The organism is Methylobacterium pseudosasicola (assembly GCF_900114535.1).
Lineage (GTDB): Bacteria > Pseudomonadota > Alphaproteobacteria > Rhizobiales > Beijerinckiaceae > Methylobacterium > Methylobacterium pseudosasicola.
In genome coordinates, this window is sequence record NZ_FOTK01000020.1 from 13,082 (window position 1) to 37,675 (window position 24,594).

Annotated in this window: 24 protein-coding genes; 17 read left to right on the forward strand and 7 right to left on the reverse strand. The window is 69.7% G+C overall.

Going from position 1 to position 24,594, the window contains the following annotated elements:
• Positions 1-89 precede the first annotated feature (89 nt).
• Entirely contained in the window at positions 90-488 is a 399-nt protein-coding gene (locus BM228_RS18720; RefSeq protein WP_092042997.1) for an MAPEG family protein, read from the forward strand.
• Between the two features lie 323 nt (positions 489-811).
• On the opposite strand, the gene BM228_RS18725 is transcribed toward BM228_RS18720, so the two are convergent.
• Positions 812-2,137 carry a bifunctional 2-C-methyl-D-erythritol 4-phosphate cytidylyltransferase/2-C-methyl-D-erythritol 2,4-cyclodiphosphate synthase gene (locus BM228_RS18725; RefSeq protein ID WP_092042999.1) on the reverse strand — a complete coding sequence of 442 codons (1,326 nt, stop codon included), beginning with the start codon at positions 2,135-2,137 and terminating at the stop codon, positions 812-814.
• A 169-nt stretch (positions 2,138-2,306) separates the two neighbouring features.
• Between BM228_RS18725 and dusB the strand changes: the two genes are divergently transcribed.
• Genes dusB through ntrC form a run of 3 tightly spaced genes read left to right on the forward strand, consistent with a single transcriptional unit; the run spans position 2,307 to position 5,989 of the window.
• Positions 2,307-3,329 (forward strand): tRNA dihydrouridine synthase DusB, encoded by a 1,023-nt coding sequence (gene dusB, locus BM228_RS18730; RefSeq protein ID WP_092043001.1) that lies wholly within the window; start codon positions 2,307-2,309, stop codon positions 3,327-3,329.
• Positions 3,326-4,474 carry a two-component system sensor histidine kinase NtrB gene (locus tag BM228_RS18735; protein WP_092043003.1) on the forward strand — a complete coding sequence of 383 codons (1,149 nt, stop codon included), beginning with the start codon at positions 3,326-3,328 and terminating at the stop codon, positions 4,472-4,474. The genes dusB and BM228_RS18735 overlap by 4 nt, the downstream gene beginning before the upstream one ends.
• 48 nt (positions 4,475-4,522) lie before the next feature.
• Positions 4,523-5,989, forward strand: a complete 1,467-nt coding sequence (gene ntrC / locus BM228_RS18740) for a nitrogen regulation protein NR(I) (RefSeq protein ID WP_092043005.1) — start codon at positions 4,523-4,525, stop codon at positions 5,987-5,989.
• A gap of 63 nt (positions 5,990-6,052) precedes the next feature.
• On the opposite strand, the gene BM228_RS18745 is transcribed toward ntrC, so the two are convergent.
• Positions 6,053-6,355, reverse strand: coding sequence for a hypothetical protein (locus tag BM228_RS18745; RefSeq protein ID WP_244537207.1), 303 nt, complete (start codon positions 6,353-6,355; stop codon positions 6,053-6,055).
• Positions 6,356-6,428: 73 nt separating this feature from the next.
• Here BM228_RS18745 and BM228_RS18750 point away from each other — a divergent pair, with 73 nt between their 5' ends.
• Positions 6,429-6,602, forward strand: a complete 174-nt coding sequence (locus BM228_RS18750) for a ribosome modulation factor (protein WP_243946381.1) — start codon at positions 6,429-6,431, stop codon at positions 6,600-6,602.
• A 28-nt stretch (positions 6,603-6,630) separates the two neighbouring features.
• Here BM228_RS18750 and BM228_RS18755 read toward each other — a convergent pair whose 3' ends face one another.
• Positions 6,631-6,990 carry a type II toxin-antitoxin system HicB family antitoxin gene (locus tag BM228_RS18755; RefSeq protein ID WP_092043009.1) on the reverse strand — a complete coding sequence of 120 codons (360 nt, stop codon included), beginning with the start codon at positions 6,988-6,990 and terminating at the stop codon, positions 6,631-6,633.
• A complete protein-coding gene (locus BM228_RS18760; RefSeq protein ID WP_092043010.1) occupies positions 6,987-7,253 on the reverse strand; it encodes a type II toxin-antitoxin system HicA family toxin in 267 nt (88 codons plus the stop codon). Before BM228_RS18760 ends, BM228_RS18755 begins: the two co-directional genes overlap by 4 nt.
• A gap of 164 nt (positions 7,254-7,417) precedes the next feature.
• Between BM228_RS18760 and metC the strand changes: the two genes are divergently transcribed.
• Entirely contained in the window at positions 7,418-8,608 is a 1,191-nt protein-coding gene (metC, locus tag BM228_RS18765; RefSeq protein ID WP_092043012.1) for a cystathionine beta-lyase, read from the forward strand.
• Between the two features lie 27 nt (positions 8,609-8,635).
• Here the strand turns inward: metC and BM228_RS18770 are convergent, their stop codons facing one another.
• A complete protein-coding gene (locus BM228_RS18770; RefSeq protein WP_092043013.1) occupies positions 8,636-9,061 on the reverse strand; it encodes a winged helix-turn-helix transcriptional regulator in 426 nt (141 codons plus the stop codon).
• Positions 9,062-9,115: 54 nt separating this feature from the next.
• On the opposite strand from BM228_RS18770, the gene BM228_RS18775 reads away from it, so the two are divergent.
• The 9 genes from BM228_RS18775 to BM228_RS18815 all read left to right on the forward strand — a co-directional run bounded on the left by BM228_RS18775 (position 9,116) and on the right by BM228_RS18815 (position 18,982).
• Positions 9,116-9,724, forward strand: coding sequence for an NAD(P)-dependent oxidoreductase (locus BM228_RS18775; RefSeq protein ID WP_092043015.1), 609 nt, complete (start codon positions 9,116-9,118; stop codon positions 9,722-9,724).
• A gap of 176 nt (positions 9,725-9,900) precedes the next feature.
• The gene (locus BM228_RS18780; RefSeq protein ID WP_092043017.1) at positions 9,901-11,622 is read left to right on the forward strand and encodes an ArnT family glycosyltransferase; all 1,722 of its coding nucleotides are present in this window, start codon (positions 9,901-9,903) and stop codon (positions 11,620-11,622) included.
• On the forward strand, positions 11,619-12,383 hold the full coding sequence (locus BM228_RS18785; RefSeq protein ID WP_092043019.1) for a glycosyltransferase family 2 protein: 765 nt from the start codon (positions 11,619-11,621) through the stop codon (positions 12,381-12,383). Before BM228_RS18780 ends, BM228_RS18785 begins: the two co-directional genes overlap by 4 nt.
• Positions 12,377-12,712, forward strand: a complete 336-nt coding sequence (locus tag BM228_RS18790) for a lipid-A-disaccharide synthase N-terminal domain-containing protein (protein ID WP_092043020.1) — start codon at positions 12,377-12,379, stop codon at positions 12,710-12,712. Before BM228_RS18785 ends, BM228_RS18790 begins: the two co-directional genes overlap by 7 nt.
• Positions 12,709-13,308: a pyridoxamine 5'-phosphate oxidase family protein gene (locus tag BM228_RS18795; RefSeq protein ID WP_092043022.1), complete on the forward strand. Its 600-nt coding sequence runs from the start codon at positions 12,709-12,711 to the stop codon at positions 13,306-13,308. Before BM228_RS18790 ends, BM228_RS18795 begins: the two co-directional genes overlap by 4 nt.
• Before the next feature lie 250 nt (positions 13,309-13,558).
• Positions 13,559-15,250: a methyl-accepting chemotaxis protein gene (locus tag BM228_RS18800; RefSeq protein ID WP_092043023.1), complete on the forward strand. Its 1,692-nt coding sequence runs from the start codon at positions 13,559-13,561 to the stop codon at positions 15,248-15,250.
• Positions 15,251-15,372: 122 nt separating this feature from the next.
• The gene (rarD, locus tag BM228_RS18805) at positions 15,373-16,272 is read left to right on the forward strand and encodes an EamA family transporter RarD (RefSeq protein WP_092043025.1); all 900 of its coding nucleotides are present in this window, start codon (positions 15,373-15,375) and stop codon (positions 16,270-16,272) included.
• A 47-nt stretch (positions 16,273-16,319) separates the two neighbouring features.
• Positions 16,320-18,704 (forward strand): response regulator, encoded by a 2,385-nt coding sequence (locus tag BM228_RS18810; protein ID WP_092043026.1) that lies wholly within the window; start codon positions 16,320-16,322, stop codon positions 18,702-18,704.
• Positions 18,701-18,982, forward strand: a complete 282-nt coding sequence (locus BM228_RS18815; RefSeq protein WP_007562909.1) for a hypothetical protein — start codon at positions 18,701-18,703, stop codon at positions 18,980-18,982. The genes BM228_RS18810 and BM228_RS18815 overlap by 4 nt, the downstream gene beginning before the upstream one ends.
• Before the next feature lie 366 nt (positions 18,983-19,348).
• Here BM228_RS18815 and BM228_RS18825 read toward each other — a convergent pair whose 3' ends face one another.
• Both BM228_RS18825 and BM228_RS18830 read right to left on the reverse strand, forming a co-directional pair.
• The gene (locus BM228_RS18825) at positions 19,349-19,903 is read right to left on the reverse strand and encodes a GNAT family N-acetyltransferase (RefSeq protein WP_244537208.1); all 555 of its coding nucleotides are present in this window, start codon (positions 19,901-19,903) and stop codon (positions 19,349-19,351) included.
• A gap of 544 nt (positions 19,904-20,447) precedes the next feature.
• Entirely contained in the window at positions 20,448-21,473 is a 1,026-nt protein-coding gene (locus BM228_RS18830) for a P1 family peptidase (RefSeq protein WP_092043029.1), read from the reverse strand.
• A 102-nt stretch (positions 21,474-21,575) separates the two neighbouring features.
• Between BM228_RS18830 and BM228_RS18835 the strand changes: the two genes are divergently transcribed.
• Positions 21,576-22,445, forward strand: coding sequence for an NAD(P)-dependent oxidoreductase (locus BM228_RS18835; protein WP_092043031.1), 870 nt, complete (start codon positions 21,576-21,578; stop codon positions 22,443-22,445).
• Positions 22,446-22,742: 297 nt separating this feature from the next.
• Entirely contained in the window at positions 22,743-24,461 is a 1,719-nt protein-coding gene (locus BM228_RS18840; protein ID WP_092043032.1) for a methyl-accepting chemotaxis protein, read from the forward strand.
• The last annotated feature ends 133 nt before the right edge of the window (positions 24,462-24,594 follow it).

The window sequence follows — 24,594 nt, forward strand, 5'->3', positions numbered from 1 at the left end:
GCCCTGGGCCGGAGCGCCCTATCTCGTGTTGTGACCCAAGCCCGGCCCCGGCTCAAGGACCGGCCGCCCCTATAGGAGACCCCGACCCGATGATCTTCCCCGCGACCACGGCCTTCTTCGCCGCGCTGCTCGCCCTCGTATATCTCGGCCTGTCCGGCTGGGTGATGGGATCCCGCGTCTCCAGCAACGTCCTGTTCGGCGACGGCGGGGACAAATCCATGCTCAAGCGGGTCCGCTCGCACGCCAACTTTTCGGAATACGTGCCGCTGGCGTTGATCCTGATCGGCCTGCTGGAAGCCGGCGGCGGCAGCCACGGCCTCGTCCAGGGGCTTCTGATCGCCCTGCTGGTCGGCCGCATCCTCCACCCGATCGGCATGTTCGCCGCGCCCAACTCCCCCCGCCAATTCGCCTGCCGGGGCGGCGGCATCCTGCTGACGCTGGCCGTGCTCGCCATCGCGGCGATCGCGCTGCTGCTGCGGACGGCGTGATTCTTTTTGGTATTCGCCGTCACCCGTAATTGACGGATAAGCGCAGAGGCCGGCCCCAAACGCCTCTCCCTCCCCCCTCTGCGGGGGAGGGTGGCCCCTGCGTCAGCAGGGGTCAGGAGAGGGGAACCCGGCTTCAGGAAAAGGCGGGCCCTGTGTGAAGGCCATTCCCTCATTCTGCACCGTCGCTCCCCTCTCCCGACCCCCTTCGGGGGCCACCCTCCCCCGCAGAGGGGGGAGGGAGAGCCGCGGCGTCTCCCGCGTATTCTGCCGACCCCGATGTGTGACTCGGCAAGCCTATGCGGGGAAGAAGGCGTCGGCGCTCCTCACCCCTGCCGCATCGCGGCCTCGGCGTCGAGCACGGGGCCGTCCTCTTCGGGGAGGCGGATCGTGGCGGCGGCCTGGGCGGCGAGGCCTTCGGCGCGGCCGACGAAGCCGAGCTTCTCCGTGGTGGTCGCCTTGATCGAGACGGCGGTCAGCGGCACGCCGGCGATGGCGGCGATGCGGGCGCGGATCGCCTCCCGGTGCTGGCCGATCCGCGGCGCCTCGGCGAGCACGGTGATGTCGAGATGGTCGATCCGGCCGCCCCGGGCGCGGACCAGCTCGCAGGCATGGGCCAGGAACTGGTCGGAGGAGGCGCCGCGCCAGCGCTCGTCGGAGGGCGGGAAGTGGGTGCCGATATCGCCGTCCGCGATGGCGCCGAGCAGGGCGTCGGTGAGCGCGTGCAGCGCCACGTCGCCGTCGGAATGCGCGAGCACGCCGCGATCGGCCGGGATTTTTACGCCGCCGAGCCAGACATGGTCGCCGGTGGTGAAGGCGTGGACGTCGAAGCCGGTGCCGAGGCGGGTGACGTAGGCGGTCATGGCGCGGGCTCCGGGCGCGGGTAATTCGGATGGGTCGGAGGCGAAGGCCCGGTCCGCCTCGATGAGGTCGGCGGGCTGGGTGATCTTGCGGTTGGCGATGTCGCCGACGAACACCACCACCGGCAAGCCCGCCCATTCGGCGAGCGCCCCGTCATCGGTGAAGCCGTCGAGGCCTTGCGCGGCAGCGTCGCGATGGGCGCCGAGCAGCGGCGCGAAGGCGAAGGCCTGGGGGGTCTGGACCGCGCGGAGATGCTCCCGGGGCGGGGTCTCGTGCACGCGGCCGATACCGGGGGCGATCTCGGCGACGCGCTTGACCGTGTCGGTCACCGGCACGCCCGGCACCGCGGCACCGTGGTCGCGGCCGGCCGCGATCGCCCGGGCGATCAGGGCGGCGTCGACATAGGGGCGGGCGGCGTCGTGCACCAGCACGATCTCCGGCGCCGCGCCGGCCGCCAGGGCCTCGAGCCCGGCCCGCACCGAGAGCTGGCGGGTGGTCCCGCCTTCGACCGGCGCGCCGATTTTTTCGCGGAGCTCAGGCGCGAGCTCGTCCAGGCAGCTGAGAAAAAACGCGGCCGCGTCGGCGGCGATCACCGGCTGGATCCGGGCGATGGCGTCCTGGGCGGCCAGCGCCGCGAGCGTCCGGGTCAGGACCGCTTGGCCGCCGACCCGGCGATACTGCTTGGGGGTGCCGCCGCCGATGCGGATGCCGCGGCCGGCCGCGACCACCACGGCGGCGACGCCGGACCCCATCTCCACGGGTCCGGTGGCAGGCGTGCCGGTGGCGGGCATGGGCGGGGAACTCGTGGAATCGGGGAAATGGCGGCAGTGGGCGCGCGGGCCAGCCGTGCTGCCGGACCTCTGCCGGTGAGGATGCCTGTCGTTTAAGCGGGGGAGGGCGTGAAATCAACGCGCGGCCCCCGCTTGCCAGCGGACCGCCCTTGCCTCATTGTTGTGCAGAATGGCGACTGATCATTATTTAAGCGCGCTGCGCGACGGACGACCGGCCGGTGGGGGCGATTCGCCCGCGCCGCTGTGCTTGCTCGCGCCCCTGTCCGGGGTCACTGACCTGCACATGCGCCGGATCGCCCGGCGCTGCGGCGCCGACGCGGTGGTGTCCGAGATGGTGGCGGCGCGCGAATTCGCCCGCGGCGCCGACGAGGCGACCCTGCGGGCGGCGGGCTCCGGGGTCGATCTGCACGTGGTCCAGCTCGCGGGCTGCGAGACCGAGCCCATGGCCGAGGCCGCGCGACTCGCCGAGGCGGGCGGCGCCGACGTGATCGACGTGAACATGGGCTGCCCGGCTAAGATCGTCACCGGGATCGCCTCGGGCTCGGCCCTGATGCGCGACCTTGACCATGCCGAGCGCCTGCTCGCCGCCGTGCGCGGGGCGGTGTCGGTGCCGGTGACCGTCAAGATGCGGCTCGGCTGGGACGACGCCACCCGCAACGCCGTCGATCTCGCCACCCGGGCCGAGCGGCTCGGGCTCAACGCCGTCACGGTCCACGGGCGAACCCGGCAGCAATTCTACACGGGGGTGGCCGATTGGGCCGCGATCCGCCCCGTGGTCGAGGCGGTGTCGATCCCGGTGATCGCCAACGGCGACGTGGGCGATCTCGCCAGCGCCCGGGCGTGCCTAGCCGCCTCCGGCGCCGCCGGGGTGATGATCGGGCGCGCCGCCACCGGCCGGCCCTGGCTGGTCGGGCAGGTGGCCGCGGCGCTCGCCGGACGGCCGGCGAAGGGGCCGTCGCGGGCCGAGCAGGCCGACATGGCGGCCGCGCATTATGCCGGGCTGCTGTCGCTCTACGGCCGCCGCATGGGCGTGCGCCACGCCCGCAAGCATCTGGCCGCCTATGCCGCGACCGGCGGGGCACTGGAGCCGGCCGAGCGGGCCGCGCTCCTCACCACCATCGATCCGGAGGTGGCGCTGACCCTGCTGGCCCGCGCCTTCGGGGCGGCCGAACCGGTCCGGGAGGCCGCGTGAGCGAGGACGCCTTCCAGCCCGAATCCCCGCCCGGCGGCCGGCGCGACCCGGCCGGGGAGGCCGTGCTCAACGCCCTGCCGCTGCCGGTCCTGACGATCGGCGGCGACGAGCGTATCCTCCACTGCAACCACGCCGCGGAGGCGTTCTTCGACTATTCCGCGCGGCTGATGCAGCGGCGGCGCCTGCGCGACATCATCCCGTTCGCCTCGCCGATCATCGCGCTCGTGGCCGAGGTCCGGCGCCGCCGGGCCAGCGTCAGCGAGTACCGGGTCGAGCTGACCCAGCCCCGCCTCGGGCTGGAGCGCAGCGTCGACGTGTTCGCGACGCCGCTGGGCGACGACGACGACGCCGTGGTGATGATGCTCCAGGAGCGCACCATCGCGGACAAGATGAACCGCCAGCTCACCCATCGCGGCGCCGCGCGCTCGATGGTGGCGCTCGGCGCGATGCTGGCCCACGAGATCAAGAACCCGCTCGCCGGCATCCGCGGCGCCGCGCAGCTCCTGGAGAGCACCGGCGCCGAGGAGGACCGGGTGCTGACCCGGCTGATCTGCGACGAATCCGACCGGATCGTGCGGATCGTCGAGCGGATGGAGCTGTTCGGCGACGAGCGGCCGGCCGATCGCGGCGCCGTCAACGTCCACGGTGTGCTCGACCAGGTGAAGCGCTCGGCGCAGTCGGGGTTCGCGCGCCATATCCGCTTCGTCGAGACCTACGATCCGTCGCTGCCGCCGGTGCTCGGCAGCCGCGACCAGTTGATCCAGGTGATCCTGAACCTCGTGAAGAACGCCGCCGAGGCGATCGGCCCCGACGCGGTCGAGGGCGAGATCACCCTGTCCACCGCGTTCCGCACCGGCCTGCGCCTGCAGGTGCCGGGCTCGCGCGAGCGGGTGAGCCTGCCGATCGAGGTCGCCATCCGCGACAACGGGCCCGGCATCTCGGCCGAGCTGCTGCCCGACCTGTTCGACCCGTTCGTGACCACCAAGGCGCAGGGCTCCGGCCTCGGACTTGCATTGGTGGCCAAGATCGTCGGCGACCACGGAGGCATCGTCGAGTGCGATCCCGCCCCCCGCCGCACGACGTTCCGCATCCTCCTGCCGATGTCGAGTGCCCGCGACGGGCGCGAATCGGCTGTCGATCCGTAATGTCGCCTTGTGTCTCGGCCGCCCGGCCGGAGGTCTGAGTAGAGAGTCATGCCGAACGGCCACATCATCGTCGCCGACGACGACGCCGCCATCCGCACGGTGCTGAACCAGGCACTGTCCCGGGCGGGCTACGAAGTCCGCTCGACGGGCAATTGCGCCACCCTGTGGCGCTGGGTCGCGCAAGGGGAGGGCGACCTGGTCATCACCGACGTGGTGATGCCCGACGAGAACGTGTTCGACCTGCTGCCGCGCATCAAGCGGGTGCGGCCGGAGCTGCCGATCATCGTCATGAGCGCGCAGAACACCTTCATGACGGCGATCCGCGCCTCCGAGCGCGGCGCCTACGAGTACCTGCCGAAACCCTTCGACCTCAAGGAGCTGATCGCCATCGTCGGCCGCGCCCTTTCGCGTCCTCGCGGGACCGCGCCGGCCGGGGCGCCGCCGGAGAACGAGGACATCCCGCTGGTCGGGCGCTCGCCCGCCATGCAGGAGATCTACCGGGCGCTCGCCCGGCTGATGCCCACCGACCTGACCGTGATGATCACCGGCGAGTCCGGGACCGGCAAGGAGCTGGTCGCCCGGGCGCTGCACGATTACGGCCGCCGCCGCACCGGCCCGTTCGTGCCGGTCAACATGGCCGCGATCCCGCGCGACCTGATCGAATCCGAGCTGTTCGGCCACGAGAAGGGCGCCTTCACCGGCGCGCTCCAGCGCTCGGCCGGCCGGTTCGAGCAGGCCGAGGGCGGCACCCTGTTCCTCGACGAGATCGGCGACATGCCGATGGAGGCCCAGACCCGGCTGCTGCGCGTGCTTCAGCAGGGCGAGTACACCACGGTCGGCGGCCGGGTTCCGATCAAGACCAACGTCCGGATCATCGCGGCGACCAACAAGGACCTGCGGATCTCGATCCAGCAGGGCATCTTCCGCGAGGACCTGTTCTTCCGGCTGAACGTCGTGCCGCTGCGGCTGCCGGCCCTGCGCGAGCGGTCCGAGGACGTGCCGGACCTGATCCGCCACTTCTTCGTGCTGGTCGAGCGCGAGGGCCTGACCCGCAAGACGCTGGACGGCGACGCCATGGAGCGGCTCAAGCGCTACCGCTGGCCGGGCAACGTCCGCGAGCTGGAGAACCTCGTCCGGCGGCTGGCCGCGCTCTATCCGCAGGAGACGATCACCGGCCCGGTGATCGAGGCCGAGCTCGACACCCTGCCGCTCGCCGCCCCGTCCTCCACCAACGGCAGCGGCGGCACCCGCAAGGCCAACGGCGAATCCGAGAGCCTGTCGAGCGCGGTGGAGCGCCACCTGTCGGACTATTTCTCCGGCTACCGCGACACGCTGCCCCCGCCCGGTCTCTATCACCGGATCCTGCGGGAGATCGAAGGCCCGCTGATCGGCGCGGCGCTCGCCGCCACACGGGGCAACCAGATCCGCGCCGCGGAACTGCTGGGGGTCAACCGCAACACCCTGCGCAAGAAGGTCCGCGACCTCGACCTGCAGGTGTTCCGCACCGCCCGGTAACGGGTTCCCAAAGGGCGAGTCCTTTGGCGGGGTCCGGGGCAGAGCCCCGGGCTTCCCGCCCGCTCAGCGCCCCGGCAGGATCGGATCGCCGCGCATGAGGGCGTGCAGCCGCTCGGTGTCGAACCCGTTCGGGATGCCGGGCGCGGCCGGCTTCGCCGCGGGCGCGGCCTTCACCGGCGCCGGCAGCGAGCCGGTGGCGGAGGGCTCGGCCTGTGCGGCGCGCACGGGCGCGGCCGGCGCCAGATGGGCCAGCCGGTCGGCGCTGACGAAGGCGACGACCGCCGTCGAGACCAGCACGAGGACGCCGCCGAGGAGAGAACGCAGGATACGCACGCAGACGACCCGGAACGCGACTTGAGACGGCAACAGATTACCCGCCGGCCCGTTAACGAAGCCCACCCAAATCTCCGGGATGGGAGCCAATGTTCGGGAGGCGATATTGACGAACGTCCAGGCCACCGCGAGCGACAGCCCGTTCATCCAGGGCCGCAACGCGCGCCTCTACGGTAAGCCCGCGAGCGAATGCCCCTATCCGGAAGGCTCCGAAGAGCATGCCGGCTGGATGCAAGCTTACGAGGAGGCCGCGGTCTCCGATCCGGCGGAGAAGCCGTGAGCGGTGGGGGCAGACCGGCGGAAGCCGGTCATGCCTCCTCAGTAACGGCCGCCATGCGTTCTGAGCCCGCGCGACGCAGGACATCCTCAGCCCACTGGTTGAGGCTTGTCCCGGCGAGTTCTGCCGCAAGAGCAGCCTGCGCATGGATATCTGGGTCGATCCGGAGCATCAGCTTGCCGGAATAGGCCTTCTCCGGCTCTTTGCCGATCGCTCGGCAAGCCGCAATGTAGTCGTCCACGGCCTCATGAAACGCAGCCTTCAGCTCGGGTACGGTCTCACCGTGAAAGCTGATCACGTCGTTGATACCGGCAATTTGGCCAACGAACAGATCATCCACTTCGTCAAACGCCACGCGGGCACGGAAGCCCTGATAGGTCATCGTGTTCACGCTGCCTCTCCCGGTCTGACCCCGATTTTGGTGAGAAACTCGCGCGCGGCGCGCACCTGATAGCGCGCAGCCTCCTTGGCTGGATGCGGCCGATGGAAAGCGGCTACGACGCCTCTGTACTCGAAACGCACCCGTGACCCGGTCCCTTCGATAAGCCGACATCCGACTGCGAGCAGCAAGCTTTCAATCGCCTGCCACTCTATCGAGGCCGGCACAGGATCCTTGTAGATGGCGCGCAAAGTTCGCGTATGCCGGCTGTTCACGCGTCACTCGGTATCGCGTATCCCAATATCACATTTTGATATCAACCCCGCTCTCGACGGTCAATCTGCAGAACGTGCAGCCGTCGCGCCGATCAGCGCAGGCTTGACCTCGCCCCAGCCCACGGGCTTCGTGTTTCGCAGCGCAACGCGATCGTCGAGCCACAATGTCCCTGACGCCCAAGCCCGAGTCGAAAGAAAAGTTCGGGGCGGCGACGCGCCTCGTCCATGCCGGCCGGGATCCGGGCGCGCAGCACGGCTTCGTCAACACGCCGATCTATCGCGGCTCGACCGTGCTCTACCCGACCTACGACGCGATCAAGCATCGGCGCGGGCGCTACAATTACGGCACCTCGGCGACGCCCACGATGGATTCGCTGACCGAGGCCTGGACGGAGCTCGCCGGCGCCGCCGGCACGATCGTGACGCCCTCGGGCCTGTCGGCGCTGACCGTCGCCCTGATGGCGGCGGTCTCGGCGGGCGACCATCTGCTCGTGACCGATTCCGCCTACCGCCCGACCCGGCAGTTCTGCGACGGGGTCCTGGCCCGGTTCGGGGTCGCGGTCACCTATTACGATCCGACCGTGGGGGCCGGCATCGCCGAGTTGATGCGCCCGAACACCAAGGCGGTGCTGGTCGAGGCGCCGGGCTCGCAGAGCTTCGAGATGCAGGACGTCCCGGCGATCGCCGCGGTCGCGCATGCCCAGGGCGCCTGCGTGATCATGGACAACACCTGGGCGACGCCGCTGCTGTTCCCGCCCCACGAGCGCGGGGTCGATATCGCGGTCGAAGCCGGGACCAAGTACCTGAGCGGCGGCTCGGATCTGCTGATCGGCCTGGCCTCCGCCAACGCCGCCTATTACCCGCCCCTGCGGCGCACCTTCGACCATCTGGCGCCCTGTGCTGGCGCGGAGGACATCTTCCTGGCGCTCCGGGGCATGCGGACCATGGCGCTGCGTCTGCGCGAGCACGGCCGCGTCGGGCTCGAGATGGCCCGCTGGTTCCAGGCTCGGCCGGAGGTGCTGCGGGTGCTGCATCCCGGCCTGCCGGAGGATCCCGGCCATGACATCTGGAAGCGCGACTTTGCCGGCGCCTCCGGATTGTTCGGGGTGATCCTCAAGCCCGTGCCCGAGGCGGCGGTCGCCGCGATGCTGGACGGGCTGGAGCTGTTCGGGATGGGTTTTTCCTGGGGCGGCTTCGAGAGCCTGGTGATCCCGTTCGACTGCACGCCCTACAGGACCGCCACCCGATGGGCGCCGGGGGGCCCGGCCCTGCGCTTCCATATCGGGCTGGAGGACGTCGCCGACCTCCAGGCCGATCTCGATGCCGGCTTCGCCCGGCTGCGGGCGGCGTCCTGACGGCGCGTCCCGTCATCGCGCGGACGATCACGGGAATCGTGTCGCAGCGCCTGAAGCACGCTGATCGAATGCCCGCTGCGCCTCTGCGACATCTGACATGCGCGTCTCGGCCCAATCGATCATCAGTTGCAAGGCAGCGATAAGTTCTCGACCGAGCGGTGCAATGCGGTAGCTGACCGTCACCGGCACCGTCGCGACCGCATGACGAGTGACCAATCCGTCGCGCTCCAGCGACCGGAGCGTCTGGCTCAGCATCTTTTGCGATATGCCCTCGATCCGCTGCTTCAACCGGCTGAAGCGTGTCTCCTCCCGACCGAGCAGCAACAGGATCAGGACACTCCATTTGTCCCCGATGAGATCTAGCAACTGGCGGGTGGGGCAATCGCGTACATTGGCGTTGCCTGTGCAGGTTTCCTGAAGGTGACCAGGAGATAAAAAAGTGCCGTCTTGCATGGTTGGTTCCTATAGACCACGTTGGTCCTAAGGGAAACCGAAAGGAAGACTGTGATGAACGTTGCGGTTCTGGGTGCGAGCGGTCGTGCCGGCTCGGAAATCGTCAAGGAGCTTGCAGCGCGCGGCCATCACGTCCGCGCGATCGCCCGCAAGCCCGACGCCATCCCGAAGGCGGATTCCATCCAGCCCATCGGCGGCGATGCCTCCGATCCTGAAGCATTGGCAGCGTTGATCCGGGGCAGCGATGCGGTCATCAGCGCGCTTCACTTTGATGTTCCTGCCGAGACCCTGTTGACCGCACTGAAAGAAAGCGGCGTCAATCGCCTGCTGGTGACGGGCGGGGCGGCAAGCCTTGAGGTCGCGCCGGGCAAACGGCTGTTCGACTCCCCTGATTTTCCTGCGGCGTGGCGGGAACCCGCAGCCGGCGGCATCGCCTTCCTCGAGGTCCTGCGCGGGGAGAGCCTGATCGATTGGACGTTTTTCTCGCCGGCCGCGCTTATCTTCGAAGGCCCCCGCACCGGCACGTTCCGGATCGGCGGTGACCAGCTCGTCGTCGATGAAGCAGGCGACAGCAAGATCAGTTTCGCGGACTACGCCATTGCAATGGCCGACGAGCTTGAACAGCACCGCCACAGCCGCAGCCGGTTCACCGCAGCCTATTGACGTCCGACGTGGCCGCCTCCTGCTCTGCCGGAGGCAATTGACGCACGTCGCCATCACGCATCGTCCCTGATGTCGCGACCGGAACGATGCAGCCTCGACTCTTCGCCTGCCGGGAGCCGTTGCCGCGCGCGCCGCATATTTGACCTTCCCGTCCGATCCTGATTGACCGGCCGGGCATGACCACGAGCCTTTCCGCCGGCGGCGTCCCGCGCCTCGCTTCTGTCGACCGGATCGGCCGCGGGCTCGACGCGCTGAGCCTCACCCATGCCCGGGCCGCGGCGGCCCTGCTGGCTTTGTGCCTGCTGCTGTTCCTGCCCGGCCAGATCTCGCTCCAGCCGATGGACCGGGACGAGCCGCGCTTCGCCCAGGCCTCCAAGCAGATGCTGGAGAGCGGCGACCTCGTCGACATCCGCTTCCAGGGGGAGGCCCGGCACAAGAAGCCGGTGGGGATCTACTGGGCGCAGGCGGCCGCCGTGGCGGCAGGCGAAGCGCTCGGCGTCCCCGACGCGCGCCGGCAGATCGCCCTGTACCGCATCCCGTCGCTGATCGGCGCCACCGCCTCGGTGCTGCTCGCCTACTGGGCCGCCCTGGCGTTCCTGCCCCGCCGGCTCGCCCTGCTGGCTGCCGCCCTGTACGCCGCCGGGCTGATGCTCTCGGCCGAGGCGCATCTCGCCAAGACCGACGCCCTGCTCGCCGCCTGCGCTACCGCGAGCCTCGGGGCGCTCGCCCGGGTGTGGCTGGCATCCCGGGCCGGCGGAACCGTGAGCCGCGCGGTCTTCCCGGCCTTCTGGCTCGGGATGGCGCTCGGCATCCTGATCAAGGGGCCGATGGTGCCGCTGTTCGTGGTGCTGCCGGCGCTGATCCTGTCGGTGGTGGCGCGGTCCGGCCGCTGGCTGCTCGCCCTGAGGCCCGGGGCTGGCTTGGCGCTGACGCTCCTGCTGGTGGCGCCGTGGTTCGCGGCCATCGCCTGGAAGAGCGGCGGCGCCTTCTACGCGGAGGCGGTGGGTCACGACATGCTGGCCAAGGTCGGCGGTGCGGCCGAGCGGCATTGGGCGCCCCCCGGGGCCTACGCGCTTTCCTTCTTCGCGACGTTCTGGCCGGGGGCGGCCTTCGCGGCGATGAGTTTGCCGCTCACCTGGCGCGCCCGGCGCGAGCCGGCCTTCGCCTTCCTGATCGCGTCCGTTCTGCCGGCCTGGCTGATCTTCGAGGCGGTGCCGACCAAGCTGCCCCATTACGTCCTGCCGCTGATGCCGTGGCTCGCCATCCTCACCGCCCTGGCCCTGGCGCGCGGCGCGCTCGACCCGCGGCTGCGGGGGGCGCGGGCGACGGCCCTGCTGGTGCCGGCGATCCCCATCGGGCTGACGCTCGGCCTGTGCCTCGCCGGCTGGCGCCTCGACAGCCACACGCTCCCCTGGGCGGCGCTACCGCTGCTCGCCGCCGCCTGCGCGGTGGCGGTTCTGGCCTGGATGGCCTTCGCGGGCGGCAGGCCCGAGCGCGCCCTGATCCTCGGCATCCTCGCCTCCTGCCTGCTCGGGCCGGCGGTGCTGGGGGTGGCGCAGCGTTCGCTGCCGGCCCTCAAGGTCTCGCCGCGGCTGGCCGCCCTGCGCGACCGGATGACCTGCCCGAACCCGCAGGTCGCGAGCCTCGGCTACCGGGAGCCGAGCCTGGTCTTCCTCACCGGCACCGATCTCGCCCTGCCGCCGGACGGGGCCGCGGCCAGGCAGTTCCTGGAGGCGGGCGGCTGCCGGCTGCTGTTCGTGGAGGCCCGGGACCGCGACGATTTCAACGCCGCCTGGCCGGTGGCGCGGGGTGCGCCGGCGCCGCTGGCCGAGGTCGAGGGTTTCAACCTCAACACCGGCCGGCGGGTGTTCGTGACCGCCTACGCGGTGGCCCCGTGAGCGCCCCGAACCTCAGCGTCGTCGTGCCGGTGAAGAACGAGGCCGGCAACATCGCCCCCCTGGTCGCCGAGATCGAGGCCGCCTGCGCGCCCCTCGGCTTCGAGCTGATCTACGTCGATGACGGCTCCACGGACGGCACGCCGGACGCCCTGGCGGCGGCGCGCGCTGGCCGGCCGTGGATGCGGGTGGTGCGGCACGCACGCGGCGGCGGCCAGTCGGCGGCGGTGCGCAGCGGCGTCCTGGCGGCCCGGGCGCCGGTCATCGCGACCCTCGACGGCGACGGCCAGAACGACCCAGCCTTCATCCCGGCCCTGCTCGCCGCCCTGGAGGCGGGAGGCGAACGGGCCGGCCTCGCCCAGGGGCAGCGGCGCGGGCGCAAGGACGGGCGCTTCAAGATGCTGCAATCGCGCATCGCCAACGGCGTGCGCGGGCGCATCCTGAAGGACGCCACCCGCGACACCGGCTGCGGCCTAAAGGTGTTTCGCCGCGCCGTGTATCTCCGGCTGCCCTATTTCGATGCCCTGCACCGGTTCATGCCGGCCCTGGTGGTGCGCGAGGGGTTTTTGGTGGTCCACCACGACGTGATCGACCGGCCCCGGCTCACCGGCGTCTCGAATTACGGCCTGTTCGACCGGCTCTGGGTCGGGCTCCTCGACCTCGCCGGGGTCTGGTGGCTGATCCGGCGCAAGCGCGCCGACCCACAGCCGCAGGAACTGCCCGCCCCGGCCGCCGCGCCCGCAGACCAGGATGTCGGATGCTGATCCAGCTCGCCCACGATCTGCCCGACTATTTCTACGACGTGTTCGTCACCCGGCTCGATTTCTGGGTGGTGTTCGGCATCGTCGCCCAGATGGTGTTCGGCTCGCGCTTCATCCTGCAATGGATTGCCAGTGAGCGGGCTGGCCGGAGCGTGATGCCGCTCTCGTTCTGGTTCCTGTCGATCCTGGGCGGGCTGATGACCCTGGTCTACGGGTTCGTCCGCCGGGAGCCGGTGATCATCATCGGCCAGGGCCTGTCCACCGGCATCTACCTGCGCAACCTCGCGCTGATCTTTCGCGAGCGCCAGCGACGCCAGCGGGATCCCGCATGACCCGCGCCCCCCTGCCGGATTTCTACGACGATCTCGACGCCACCTTCGCCGCGTTGTGGCGGCTCCTGGGCGACGGCGCCGCGCAGGGCCGCAGCGGCTTCCACCTGGCGGCCCTGGCGACCCTCTCGCCCGACGGCCCGCGGCTGCGCACGGTCGTGCTGCGCGAAGCCGACGCCGAATCCGGCACCCTGCGCTTCCATTGCGACCGCCGCTCCGACAAGGCCGCCGAGATCCTGGAGAACCCGGCCTGCGCGCTCGCCGCCTACGACGAGGCCAGCAAGATCCAGATCCGGATCGAGGGTCGGGCCACGCTCCACGCGGACGATTCCGTCGCCGAGGCCGCCTGGGCCGGCTCCCGGGCCATGAGCCGGGTCTGCTACGGCGCCGACCCCGCCCCCGGCACGGCGCTTCCTACGGGGGACGCCTACACGCTGCCGGACGAGGAAACGGCGGCCACGCTCGGCCGTCCGCATTTCGCCGCGGTCATGGTGCGGGCCGAGCGCCTGGATTTCCTCTATCTCGACCGCCGCGGCCATCGCCGGGCGGCCTGGAAACGGAGCCCGACCGGCTGGAGCGGCGGCTGGATCGCGCCCTGATCGGGCCCTCCCGCAGGGCAAATCGATAGCCGACTCCTATAAATAGCATTAAAATATTGTTTCTCCTTTACTTAAAAGCAACCCAGGCTGCGACAGCGTATTACCGAAATATTTCTCAGCCAAAGGATATTAAATTCGCCGTTTGACCGGCACATCACCTTCCACAGCCTCGAAAATCTCTCTTGCCGCCGCGGAAAGAACTCAACATAGCTCATCCCGGCTCGATCATCATCGCGCCAAGGGGGCTCCAATGGAATTGATCTCGAAAATAAACATTCCGACAAAACTTTTTGCAGTCATCGCGTTGATGAGCGCGTTGTTCTTCGGATGCGCCGTGTACACATCGCAGAACATCGTCGCGATCGATGCGGCCTACACGGTCCTGCTCGACAAGGAATCCAAGGCGCTGGTGAAGATGGCGCGCCTGAACCGCGTCGTCGCGCAGCTCGGCTACGTCGCCTTCCGCACCGTGGCCGAGGCCGGCACGCCGGACGGAGCCCGCGTCGGCGCCACCCTGGACGAACTGCTGCCCGAGGCGACCAAGCTCCTCGACGGCGCGCGCCGGGACGCCCCCACCTTCCGGGACCGTGCCGACCGGATCGCCGTGCAACTCGAGACCTATGTCAGGACCGTGCGCGAGATGCGCGACCTGGCCGGCAAGGGCCAGAGCGCCGAGGCGCTGTCGCTGGCACACCAGACGGCGGACGTGATCCGGCGGGAGCTGACCGATAACGTCCGCGGACTCGTGGACGACATGGATGTCTCGGTCCAGAAGCGCTCCGACGACCTGACCGCCGAGACCTATGCGACGCGCACCCTGCTGCTGACCCTGTCGATCCTCGGCATCGTCATGGGCATCGTCGGCGGCGCCCTGGTCGTGGTGGTCGGCGTGACGCGCCCGATCCGCCGGCTGACGGCGGTTCTGCGGCGCATGGCGGACGGAGAGATCGACGCCGAGATCGCCGAGGCACGGCGCGGCGACGAGATCGGCCTGATCGGCCGGGCCGTGGAGGGCATCAAGGCCCTGGTCGCCCAGAAGGCCGCCGAGCAGGCCGAGATCCGGCGGGTGGCCGACGAGGCCGCCGCGGAGGCGCGCCGCCAGACCATGCTGGAACTCGCCGAGGGCTTCCAGGGCACGGTCGGCCGGATCATCGGCCAGGTCTCGTCCTCGGCGACCGAATTGCAGGCCACCGCCCAGAGCATGACCGCCACCGCCACGCAGACCGCCAGCCAATCCACCACGGTGGCGGCCGCGGCCGAGGAGGCCGCCTCGAACGTCAACACCGTGGCGAGCGCCGCCGAAGAACTCGGCTCGTCGGTCCAGGAGATCGGCCGGCAGGTGGACGGCTCGGCCAAGCTCGCCCAGGGCGCCGTGTCCGAGGCGGACCAGACCGCGACCCTGGTGCAGGAGCTGAGCGCGGCGGCCGCCAAGGTCGGCGACGTGGTGCGGCTGATCACCGATATCGCGGCCCAGACCAATCTGCTGGCCTTGAATGCCACCATCGAGGCGGCCCGCGCCGGCGAGGCCGGGCGCGGCTTCGCGGTGGTGGCCGCCGAGGTGAAGGAGCTGGCCAACCAGACCGCCCGGGCGACCGAGGAAGTCGCGGGGCAGATCGGCCAGATCCAGAAATCCACCGGCGCCGCCGTCTCGGTGATCGGCGGGATCACCGCCCGGATCAAGGAGATCGAGTCCGTGGCGACGAGCATCGCGGCGGCGGTGGAGGAGCAGGGCGCGGCGACCCAAGAAATCGTGCGCAATGTCGGACAGGCGGCGCAGGGCACCAGCGAGGTGACCAGCAACATCGCCGGCGTGGCCTCGGCCGCGGAGGAGACCGGCAAGGCGGCGGGCCAGGTGCTCGATGCCGCCTCCGAGCTGTCGCGCCAGTCCGAGCATCTCAGCGGCGAGGTCCATCGCTTCCTGGCGACCATCCGGGCGGCCTGAACCGGGCGCGAGACGCGGCGGTGCAGGATGTCAGCCCTGCACCGCCGACCCTGTCCCGCGCGCGCCTCTGGGCGTAAAGCCCCGGCTCGGTCCGCCGGTTCGGGTCGATCGGGAGGACTGACGTGGGCCTCGTCTACGCGCTCGCCGCCTATCTCAGCTGGGGCCTGCTGGTCCCGGTGCATTTCCGCATGCTCGGGGCCTTCAGCCCGAACCACATCCTGGCCGAGCGCATCGTCTGGTCGAGCCTGTTCGCGGGCGGGCTGGCCCTGGCGCTCGCCGCGCGCAAGCGCCTGAACCTGCCGCTTCCCCTGCGCCGCCGCCACGCCCTGCTGGCGGTCTCGGCTGCGATGATCGGGGTGAACTGGCTGCTCTACCTCTACGCCATCGACCGCGGGCACCTGCTCGACGCGAGCCTCGGCTACTACATCAACCCGCTGGTCAGCGTGGCGTTCGGGCGCATCGTGCTCGGCGAGCGGCTGCGGCCGTTGCAGGCCGTGGCGGTGGGGATCGCGGCCTCTGGCGTCGCCGTCGCGGTGCTCTGGGCCGGGGAATTGCCGGCGCTGTCGCTGTCCCTGGCCGTGAGCTTCGCGCTCTACGGGCTCGTGCGAAAGATCGTCGGGGTCGATGCCCTGGTCGGCTTCCTGGCCGAGACCCTGCTGCTCCTGCCCCTCGCAATCCTTTGGCTCGTCCTCTCGCCCGAGCCGTTCCTGCCGGCCGAGTCCAAAAGCCTCGCGCTGCTGATGCTGACGGGGGTGACCACCGCGCTGCCGCTGATCTGGTTCGCCGCCGCGGCGGTTCGCCTCCGGCTGACCACGCTGGGTCTGCTGCAATACGTCGCCCCGACCTGCCTGCTGGGCTTGAGCGTCCTGGCCTATGGCGAGCACGTGGAGCCGCCCCGGGCGGCGATGTTCGCCCTGATCTGGGTGGCGCTCGCCCTCTACAGCGTCGATGCCCTGCGCGGCCGGCGGCCCGCGGAACCTGTGGTCGAGGTCCGGTCGGATCCCGACCCGATGCGTGTATAAGGAATCCCGGCGCCCCGCGGGGCGGGTGACGGGATACCGGCGGGCCGATGAAAGAATCCGAGGGCGGCCGAGGCGTCGTCACCGATGCCGATTACAAGAATCTCGCCGAGACGCTGCCGCAGCTCGCCTGGATCGCCGAGGCCGACGGGACCATCGTCTGGTACAACCAGCGCTGGTACGACTACACGGGCAGCACCCTGGAGGAGATGCGCGGCTGGGGCTGGCGCGCCGTCCACCATCCCGACCACGTCGAGGCCGTGACCGAGCGCTTCCGGGCGGCGGTCATGCTCGGCCAGTCCTGGGAGGACACGTTCCCCCTGCGCGGGAAGGACGGGATCTATCGCTGGTTCCTGTCCAAGGCGCTGCCGCACCGGGACGCGGCGGGCAATATCCTGCGCTGGTACGGCACCAACACCGACATCTCCCGCCGACGGGCCGTCGAGGAGCGCCTGCGCGATTCCGAGCAGCGCTTCCGGGCCCTGGTGGACGCCTCCGCGGCGGTAATTTGGAACACCAACGCGGTGGGCGAGCTGATGCCGCCGCAGGTCCGCTGGAGCACCTATACCGGGCAGAGCGAGGAGGCCTATCAGGGCTGGGGCTGGGTCGACGCGGTCCATCCGGAGGACCGCGCCCACGCGGCCGATGCCTGGGCCGCCTGCGTCGAGGAGCGCAAGCCCTACGAGGTCGAGTACCGCCTGCGTCGGCATGACGGCGTCTGGCGCGCCATGGAGGTGCGCGGCGTGCCGGTCCTCGCCGAGGACGGCACCCTGCGCGAATGGGTCGGCACCTGCGTCGACGTCACCGACCGCAAGGAGGCCGAGGAGGCCGTCGAGCGCGCCCGCCAGGCCGCGGAGGCCGCCAACCGGGCCAAAAGCCAGTTCATCGCCAATATGAGCCACGAGCTGCGCACCCCGCTCTCGGCGGTGATCGGCTATTCCGAGATGCTCGGCGAGGAGCTGGAGGATATCGGCCAGGCCGCCCTCCTGCCGGACCTGCGCAAGATCGAGGCGGCGGCCCGGCACCTGCTGTCGCTGATCAACGACGTGCTCGACATCTCCAAGATCGAGGCCGGGCGCATGACCGCCTCGGCCGAGACCTTTGAGGTCGCGGACCTGATCCAGGATGTCGGCGATTCCACCGGGTCCCTGGTGGAGAAGAAGGGCAACCGTTTCGTGGTCGACGCGGATGCCGAAGCCCTCGGCGCGATGCACCAGGACCAAACCAAGATCCGCCAGTGCCTGGTCAACCTGATCGGCAACGCCGCCAAGTTCACCGAGAACGGCACCATCACGCTCGCGGTGCGCCGCCATCACGACGCGGGGGCGGACTGGCTGTCCTTCGCGGTGACCGATACCGGCATCGGGTTGAGCGAGGAGCAGATCGGCCGCCTGTTCGAGCGCTTCGTCCAGGCCGACGACTCGACCACGCGCCAATTCGGCGGCACCGGCCTCGGCCTCGCGATCACTCGGGCCTTCTGCCAGACCATGGGCGGCGACATCGCCGTCACCAGCACGGAAGGGCAGGGCGCGACCTTCACGATCCGCCTGCCGGCGGTGCTCAAGCCCGAGGACGAGCAGCCGCCGGAAGTGGCCGAGATCGCCGCCGCGGTCGAGCCGCACGAGCAGCACGAGACGGTGCTGCTGGTGGACGACGACCCGGCCGCCCGGGAGCTGCTCCAGCGCTTCCTCGAGCGCGAGGGCTTTCACGTCCGCACCGCCAATGACGGCCGGGCCGGGCTGACCCTCGCCCGGGCCCTGCGGCCGCGGGCGATCCTGCTCGATGTCGAGATGCCGCGCATGGACGGCTGGGCGGTGCTGCACGCCGTGCGCAACGATCCCGATCTCGCCGGCACGCCGGTGATCATGACCTCGGTGGTGGCCGAGCAGGGGCTCGGCCAGGCGCTCGGCGCCACCGACTACTTCGTCAAGCCGATCGACTGGGACCGGCTGAAGGGCATGATGGAGCGCTACCGCCCGGACGCCCCCGGGGTGGCGCGCGTCCTGGTGGTCGACGACGACCCGGATGCCCGGGAGCGCCTGCGCCGGTCGCTCGGCCGCGAGGGCTGGACCGTGGACGAGGCCGAGAACGGCCGGATCGCCCTGGAGCGGGTCAGCCAGACGCGGCCGAGCCTGATCCTGCTCGACCTGATGATGCCCGAGATGGACGGGTTCAGCTTCCTGCGGGCGCTGCGCGCCCGTCCGGACGGCGACGTGCCGGTGGTGGTGCTCACCGCCAAGGAGATCACCAGCGCCGAGAAGGCGAGCCTCGGCGCCCAGGCCGACCGGGTGATCGCCAAGGGCTCCATGAGCCTGGCCGAGATCGGTCGGCAGCTGCGGGTGCTCTACGCGCGCTCCGCCGCGGAGCCGGTGCCGGGCCGGCTCCAGGGCCTGATCCAGCGGCTCGCCGAGAACGATGTGGGAGATAAGCCATGAGCGACGACGGGATTGATCCGAACAAGGCGGCGGCGATCCGCCTGCGGGCGCGGCTGGCGGTGGTGGAGCGGGCGGCCTGGTTCGGCCTCGTCCACGCGATGAAGACGCGGCCCGCCGAGACCGAGGCCTACATCGCCTCCGAGCGGGCGCGCTGCGCGGAAGGCTTTGGCGGCACCACCTGGGCCAAGGACCTCACGGATGCCGAGCGCAAGATGCTCGCCGAGGAGGTCGATGCCGGGCTGGCGCAGCTGATCGAAGATGCCAGGCAGGAAATATAGGTCGGGCTATCGGAGCACATGAACGCTCACAGATAGACGCATCGGCATTCAAGCGAAAATCACAACTCAACGGAACATCTCGTCACAAGAAACGAAATCGGATAGTTCTCTTTCAGCCTGTTTGACTGCCTAATCTCAGCCGCGTGACGGTTCCGACCAACAAATATCCCAATCGTTCCCCTCATCCTGAGGAGCTGCGTAGCAGCCTCGAAGGAGCCCTCCAGGGATCGCGCGGCCGGCTGGAGGGCTCCTTCGAGGCCTCCGCTTCGCTTCGTCGCCTCAGGATGAGGGCGGGGGTGGGAAAGACCGGTCCAACGGGCTTTTATGCTTCGTGCGTTCCTATCCTCTACAGCCTGACGAAAATGTCTAGCCGACTGCTCTGGTGTAGATGCTGTAGGGCACGCCATGGATATCGGGTGCGTCGCTGTGCTTGATGAACCCCATGCGGAGATACATCGGCAGTGCCACGGCCATGATCGGCGACGTATGAAACGCGATGATCGGCGCCCGATCGCGTGAGGCACGATCGATGCAGGCCTGGGTCAGTTGCCGACCGAGGCCCCGCCCTCGGGCTTCGGGTGCCACGACGAGCATTCTTATGATCGGCCAAGATGGATCGAAGTACGATGCCTTGGGCTTGTGGGGCCCAACATAAACGACGCCGCCGACAATTCGTCCTGCGTCCTCCGCAACGATGATTTCACCGTCTTCGGCAAGATCCCCCATACGAGACACACCAGCAACCATGGCTGGCCAATCCGTATAATCGGACTTGAATTGCTCAAAGGCCGCGAGAGCGATGCCACCGAGTTGAGTCTTGTCCAGTGAAAGGTAGTTCCGTAGAGTCATCATTGTGTCAGACAAGACATCATGGGGCACAGCACCGAAATTATAGCCGCTGTTCTGGCGTATGCCTACCAAATCAGATATGCACACAAACATCTCGACAATAATTTGATGGAATTATTCTGGAATTATTACGATTTCAACAAATTATCGTCATGGTGAATATTTACATAATAGAAAATACATAGTTGTCGTCAATCATGGAATGCTGCTGAACGACAATTCTAAAGGTCAGCGGGCCATGCAAACAGAACCGTATCTCCCGATCAATTTCACGATTTCCTCGGAGGCGTCGGAGGAAATCGAGCGCATACGGCAGTTCTGGGACAGCAAATTTGACGATAAAGCTGATGTTCTCGTGATCGGCTGGGGAAAGACTATACTGAACGACGGCAGATCTTGGAGTCACGTCGTCGTGAGCTTTTATAGAGTTTCAGAACGACACAAAATCAAACACGGTATTCAGATAATTTCTGGGCATGAGGTTGTGTTTTTTACGACACCGGAATTCTACGATCAATTCGAGGGCAAGGTTATCAGATTCCCGCAGGACAAATGGTTTTTCTGGCGCCGAATTGAAGACACCCGCGATCACGTGCTTCATGGCCAGTCCCGAAATCTAAGACTCCCGGAACACCTCGCACCAAGCCGGCGGCAGGCCCGTGACCGACAGCGGCTCCGCGACAGCGTGGCCCGGCAGGGTCGTCGCGCAATAGACGCCCCGCGCCACGCTCCGAGCCAGCACCCGCGCGGCGGCGTCGCCCAGGCGGGCGAGGTCGGCCACCGGGTCCGTGAGCGGTACAGCGCCGGTCGCCACCGCGAAGACGAGGTCGCCGTCGAGTGGCGTATGGGCCGGCACCAGGGCGCGGGCGAGGCCGTCCTGCGCGGCCACCGCGAGGCGCCGGCACTGGGCCTTGGTCAGGGCCGCGTCGGTGGCGACCACCGCGAGCGTCGTGGCCGCGCCGGGCAGCGTCCGGGCCGGGAAGGCGAGGGCGTCCGCCGGCACCCGGGCCGGGGAGCCCAGCTCGCCGAACTCGTCGCCGAGCTCGAACGGCGCGGCCCAGAAATGCGGCCCGTCGCCGATCGTGGCGCTGCCGAAGGCGTTGACCGCCGCCAGCCCACCGACCGAGAAACCGGTGCCCGGCACGGCGGCTGAGGCCGAGCCGATCCCGCCCTTCAGGCGCCCGGTCCGCGCCCCCGTGCCGGCCCCCACGGAGCCGAGTGCGAACTCTTCCGACGCGGCAGCGGCCGCCAGGAAACCGAGCTCGCGATAGGGCGGATAGCGGCCCCAATCCTTGTCGCCGCCGTTGAGCAGGTCGAACAGGATCGCGCCCGGCACGATCGGCACCCGCATCGGGCCGACCGGAAAGCCGCGCCCGGCCTCGGCGAGCCAGGCGGTCACCCCCGCGGCGGCATCGAGCCCGAAGACCGAGCCGCCCGAGAGCACCAGGGCGTCGATCCGCTCCACCGTGCGCTCGGGATCGAGCAGGTCGGTCTCGCGGGTGCCCGGACCGCCGCCGCGCACGTCGACCGAGGCGGTGACAGGCGCGTCGAACAGGATCGCCGTGACCCCGCTGGCGATTCGCAGGTCGCTGGCGTGGCCGACCCGCAGGCCGGGAATGTCTGCAATGCAATTGCTCGCCATCGGTCCAGCTTGCCACGCCCGGCGTTCCGAGCAAATCCCCGCTCGCGCCGTCGCAGCTCGACTCGGGTCGGCACGGCGGCAGAGCGCGTCGAGGAGCACGGCATGGACGTCGGATTCATCGGATTGGGGCGGATGGGCCGCGGCATGGCCGCTAGCCTCGCGCGGGCGGGCCACACGGTCCGGGCCTGGAACCGCTCGCCCGAGGCCACGCGGGGTATCGAGGGCGTGACCCCGGTGGCGAGCGCCGCGGAAGCCTTCGCCGGGGACGCGGTCATCACCATGCTGGCCGACGACGCGGCACTTGAGGCGGTGATCGTGTCGGGCGGCCTGCTCGACCAGCCGGCGCGCCCCGGCCTGCATATCGGCATGAGCACGATCTCGGTGGCGCTGGCCAAGCAACTCGCCGCCATCCACGAGCGGGCCGGCGTCCCCTACATCTCCGCCCCGGTCTTCGGGCGGCCGGATGTGGCCGAAGCCGGCAAGCTCAACATCGTGGCGGCCGGCGCGGCGGCCCAGATCGACCGCGCGGCGCCGCTCCTCGACGCCATGGGCGCCAAGACCTGGCGCTTCGGCGAGGAACCGACCCGGGCCAACGCGGTCAAGCTCGCCGGCAACTTCATGCTGATCTCGGCCATTGAGGCCATGGGCGAGGCCTGCGCGCTGACCGAGGGCCACGGGGTCGCGGGCGCCGACTTCCTCGACCTGATGACCAACACGCTGTTCGCCTCGCCGGTCTACAAGGGCTACGGCGCCTCGATCGCCCAGAACCGCTACGAGCCGCCGGGCTTCGGCCTGAAGCTCGGCGCCAAGGACGTGCGGCTCGCCCTTCAGGCGGCCGAAGGTGCGGGGGTGCCGATGCCGTTCGCCAGCGTCCTGCGCGACGGCCTGATCGAGGCGATCAGCCACGGCGACGGCGAGAAGGACCTCGCCGCCCTGGCCCGGGTCTCGGCCCGGCGGGCGGGGCGCGGCTGAAGCGCTGCGAATGCCGCGACGCGTCTGAAAGACACGTTCGAAAGAACCTGGATTTCGCGCGTCGCCTCGGAAGGCGATCGCCGACATTCGGAACGCGACGCTCCCGAACCAGAGCCTCAGCGCATCGTCCGGGATCCGATGTTCGGGACGATGCGCTGACGACAGGTCGACCGACGATCGCGGCACCGGAGCGTCTATCGAAGAACGTCTCACGAAACGCCCTCTCTGCCGCCGAGTCCTGCGAAAGACATCCGGCGGCGGGGCGTTCCGTGAGGTGCTCTCGATCGGATCACGCCTATGCTTCACCGTCCTCTGTCGCTGCGTGCGATGACGCTGTCCACGAAGGTGACTCTGCTCGCGATGCTCGCGGTCGCGCTGACCGTGGCCGCGCTCTGGATCACCGTCTCCCGCCAGACCTGGTCGCAGATGCAGCAGCAGCAGCGCACCAACGGCGAGCACAACCTGCGCACGCTGGCGCTCCTGATGGCCGGGCGCGTGCCCGGCGCGAAGGTCGATCTGGCCGGCTCGCGGGTCGCCAGGATGGTGACGCCGAGCCTTTCGGACTTCGCGGACGCCAGCATCCCGGACGACGCGGTGGCCTATTCCGGCGGCTTCGCCACGGTCTTCAGCTACGAGCCCGCCTCCAACAGCTTCGTGCGGCGCCAGACCACCGTGCGCCGGGAAGACGGCACCCGCGCCGTCGGCACCACCCTCGCGGCGGATCACCCGGCCCAGGCCGCGATGCAGGCCGGCCAGACCTATGAGGGCCCGGCGACGCTGTTCGGGCGCCGCTTCTACACGGTGTATCAGCCGACCGTGAACGCGGCCGGGACGGTCAACGGCATCCTGTTCATCGGCCTGCCGATCGAGATGTATTTCGACGCCTATACGCAGACGATGACCACCGTCAGCATCGCCGCCCTGGTCATCGCGGTCCTCGCCTGCGCACTGATCGCGCTGATCGCGCCGCGCCTGTTCCGGCCCTTCACCGCGATCGCCGCCCGGATCGAGGCGCTGGCGACGGGCGATCTGGAGACTGCGATCCCACATGCCCAGCGCGGCGACGAGATCGGCACCGTGGCCCGGTCGCTCGAAGTGCTGCGCAGTGCCGGCCTGCGGACCCGGGAACTCGAGCAGTTGCAGAGGGCGAGGGCGGCGGACGAGGCCCGGCGCCGGGCGGATCTCGATCGCGCCATCGAGGCGTTCCGGGGACAGGTCGTCGTGCTCAAGGACGCGCTCACCACGAGCACCGGCGAGATGCACGCGCGGGCCGACGAGATGGCGGCCAGCTCCGCCGAGGCCGAGACGGCCGTGGCGACGACCGCGCGGAGTTCGCACGAGACCTCGGCGCGGATCCAGACGGTGGCGAGCGCGGCCGAGGAATTGTCCGCCTCGATCGGCGAGATCGGCACCCAGCTCGACAAGGCCGAGTCGCTCGTGGCGAACGCGTCAGCGGAAGCGGAGGCGATGAACACGAAGATCGGCGCCCTGTCCGTCGCCGTGAGCCGCATCGGCGACGTCGTCGGGCTGATCCGCCAGATCGCCGGGCAGACCAACCTGCTGGCGCTGAACGCCACGATCGAAGCCTCCCGGGCCGGCGCGGCCGGAAAAGGCTTCGCGGTGGTGGCGGCCGAAGTGAAGGCGCTGGCGGACCAGACCGCGCGGGCCACGGAGGAGATCGGCGGCCAGATCGCGGAGGTGGAAGCCTCGACGGCGGCGACCGTGGCGGCGATCGGCCAGATGGGCGCGCGCATGCGGGCGGTCAGCGAGACCACGGGCGGGATCGCCACTTCGGTCGCGGCCCAGAGCGCGGCGACGGCGGAGATCTCGCGCAACGTCGCCGATACGGCCGGCGCCACCGGGGTGATCGCCGCCGGGCTGAGCACCGTGGCCGATGCCGCGCAGCGCTCCGCCCGGATGGCGGCCACGGTGACCGTGGCGGCCCGAAGCGTCGACACGGTCGCGGCCGACCTCGAAGGGGAGATCGAACGGTTTCTCGCGCAGGTGGCCGCGTAGCGCGCGGAATGAACCGGTTACCCATCGTCGTGCCTGTCCGGGCAGCAGGCGGATGAAGGCGATTCCCTGCATGGCTGCGAGAGCGCTCGCCGCCGACACGGAGACCGGTTCGGCGTCAGCGCGCGCGGACTTG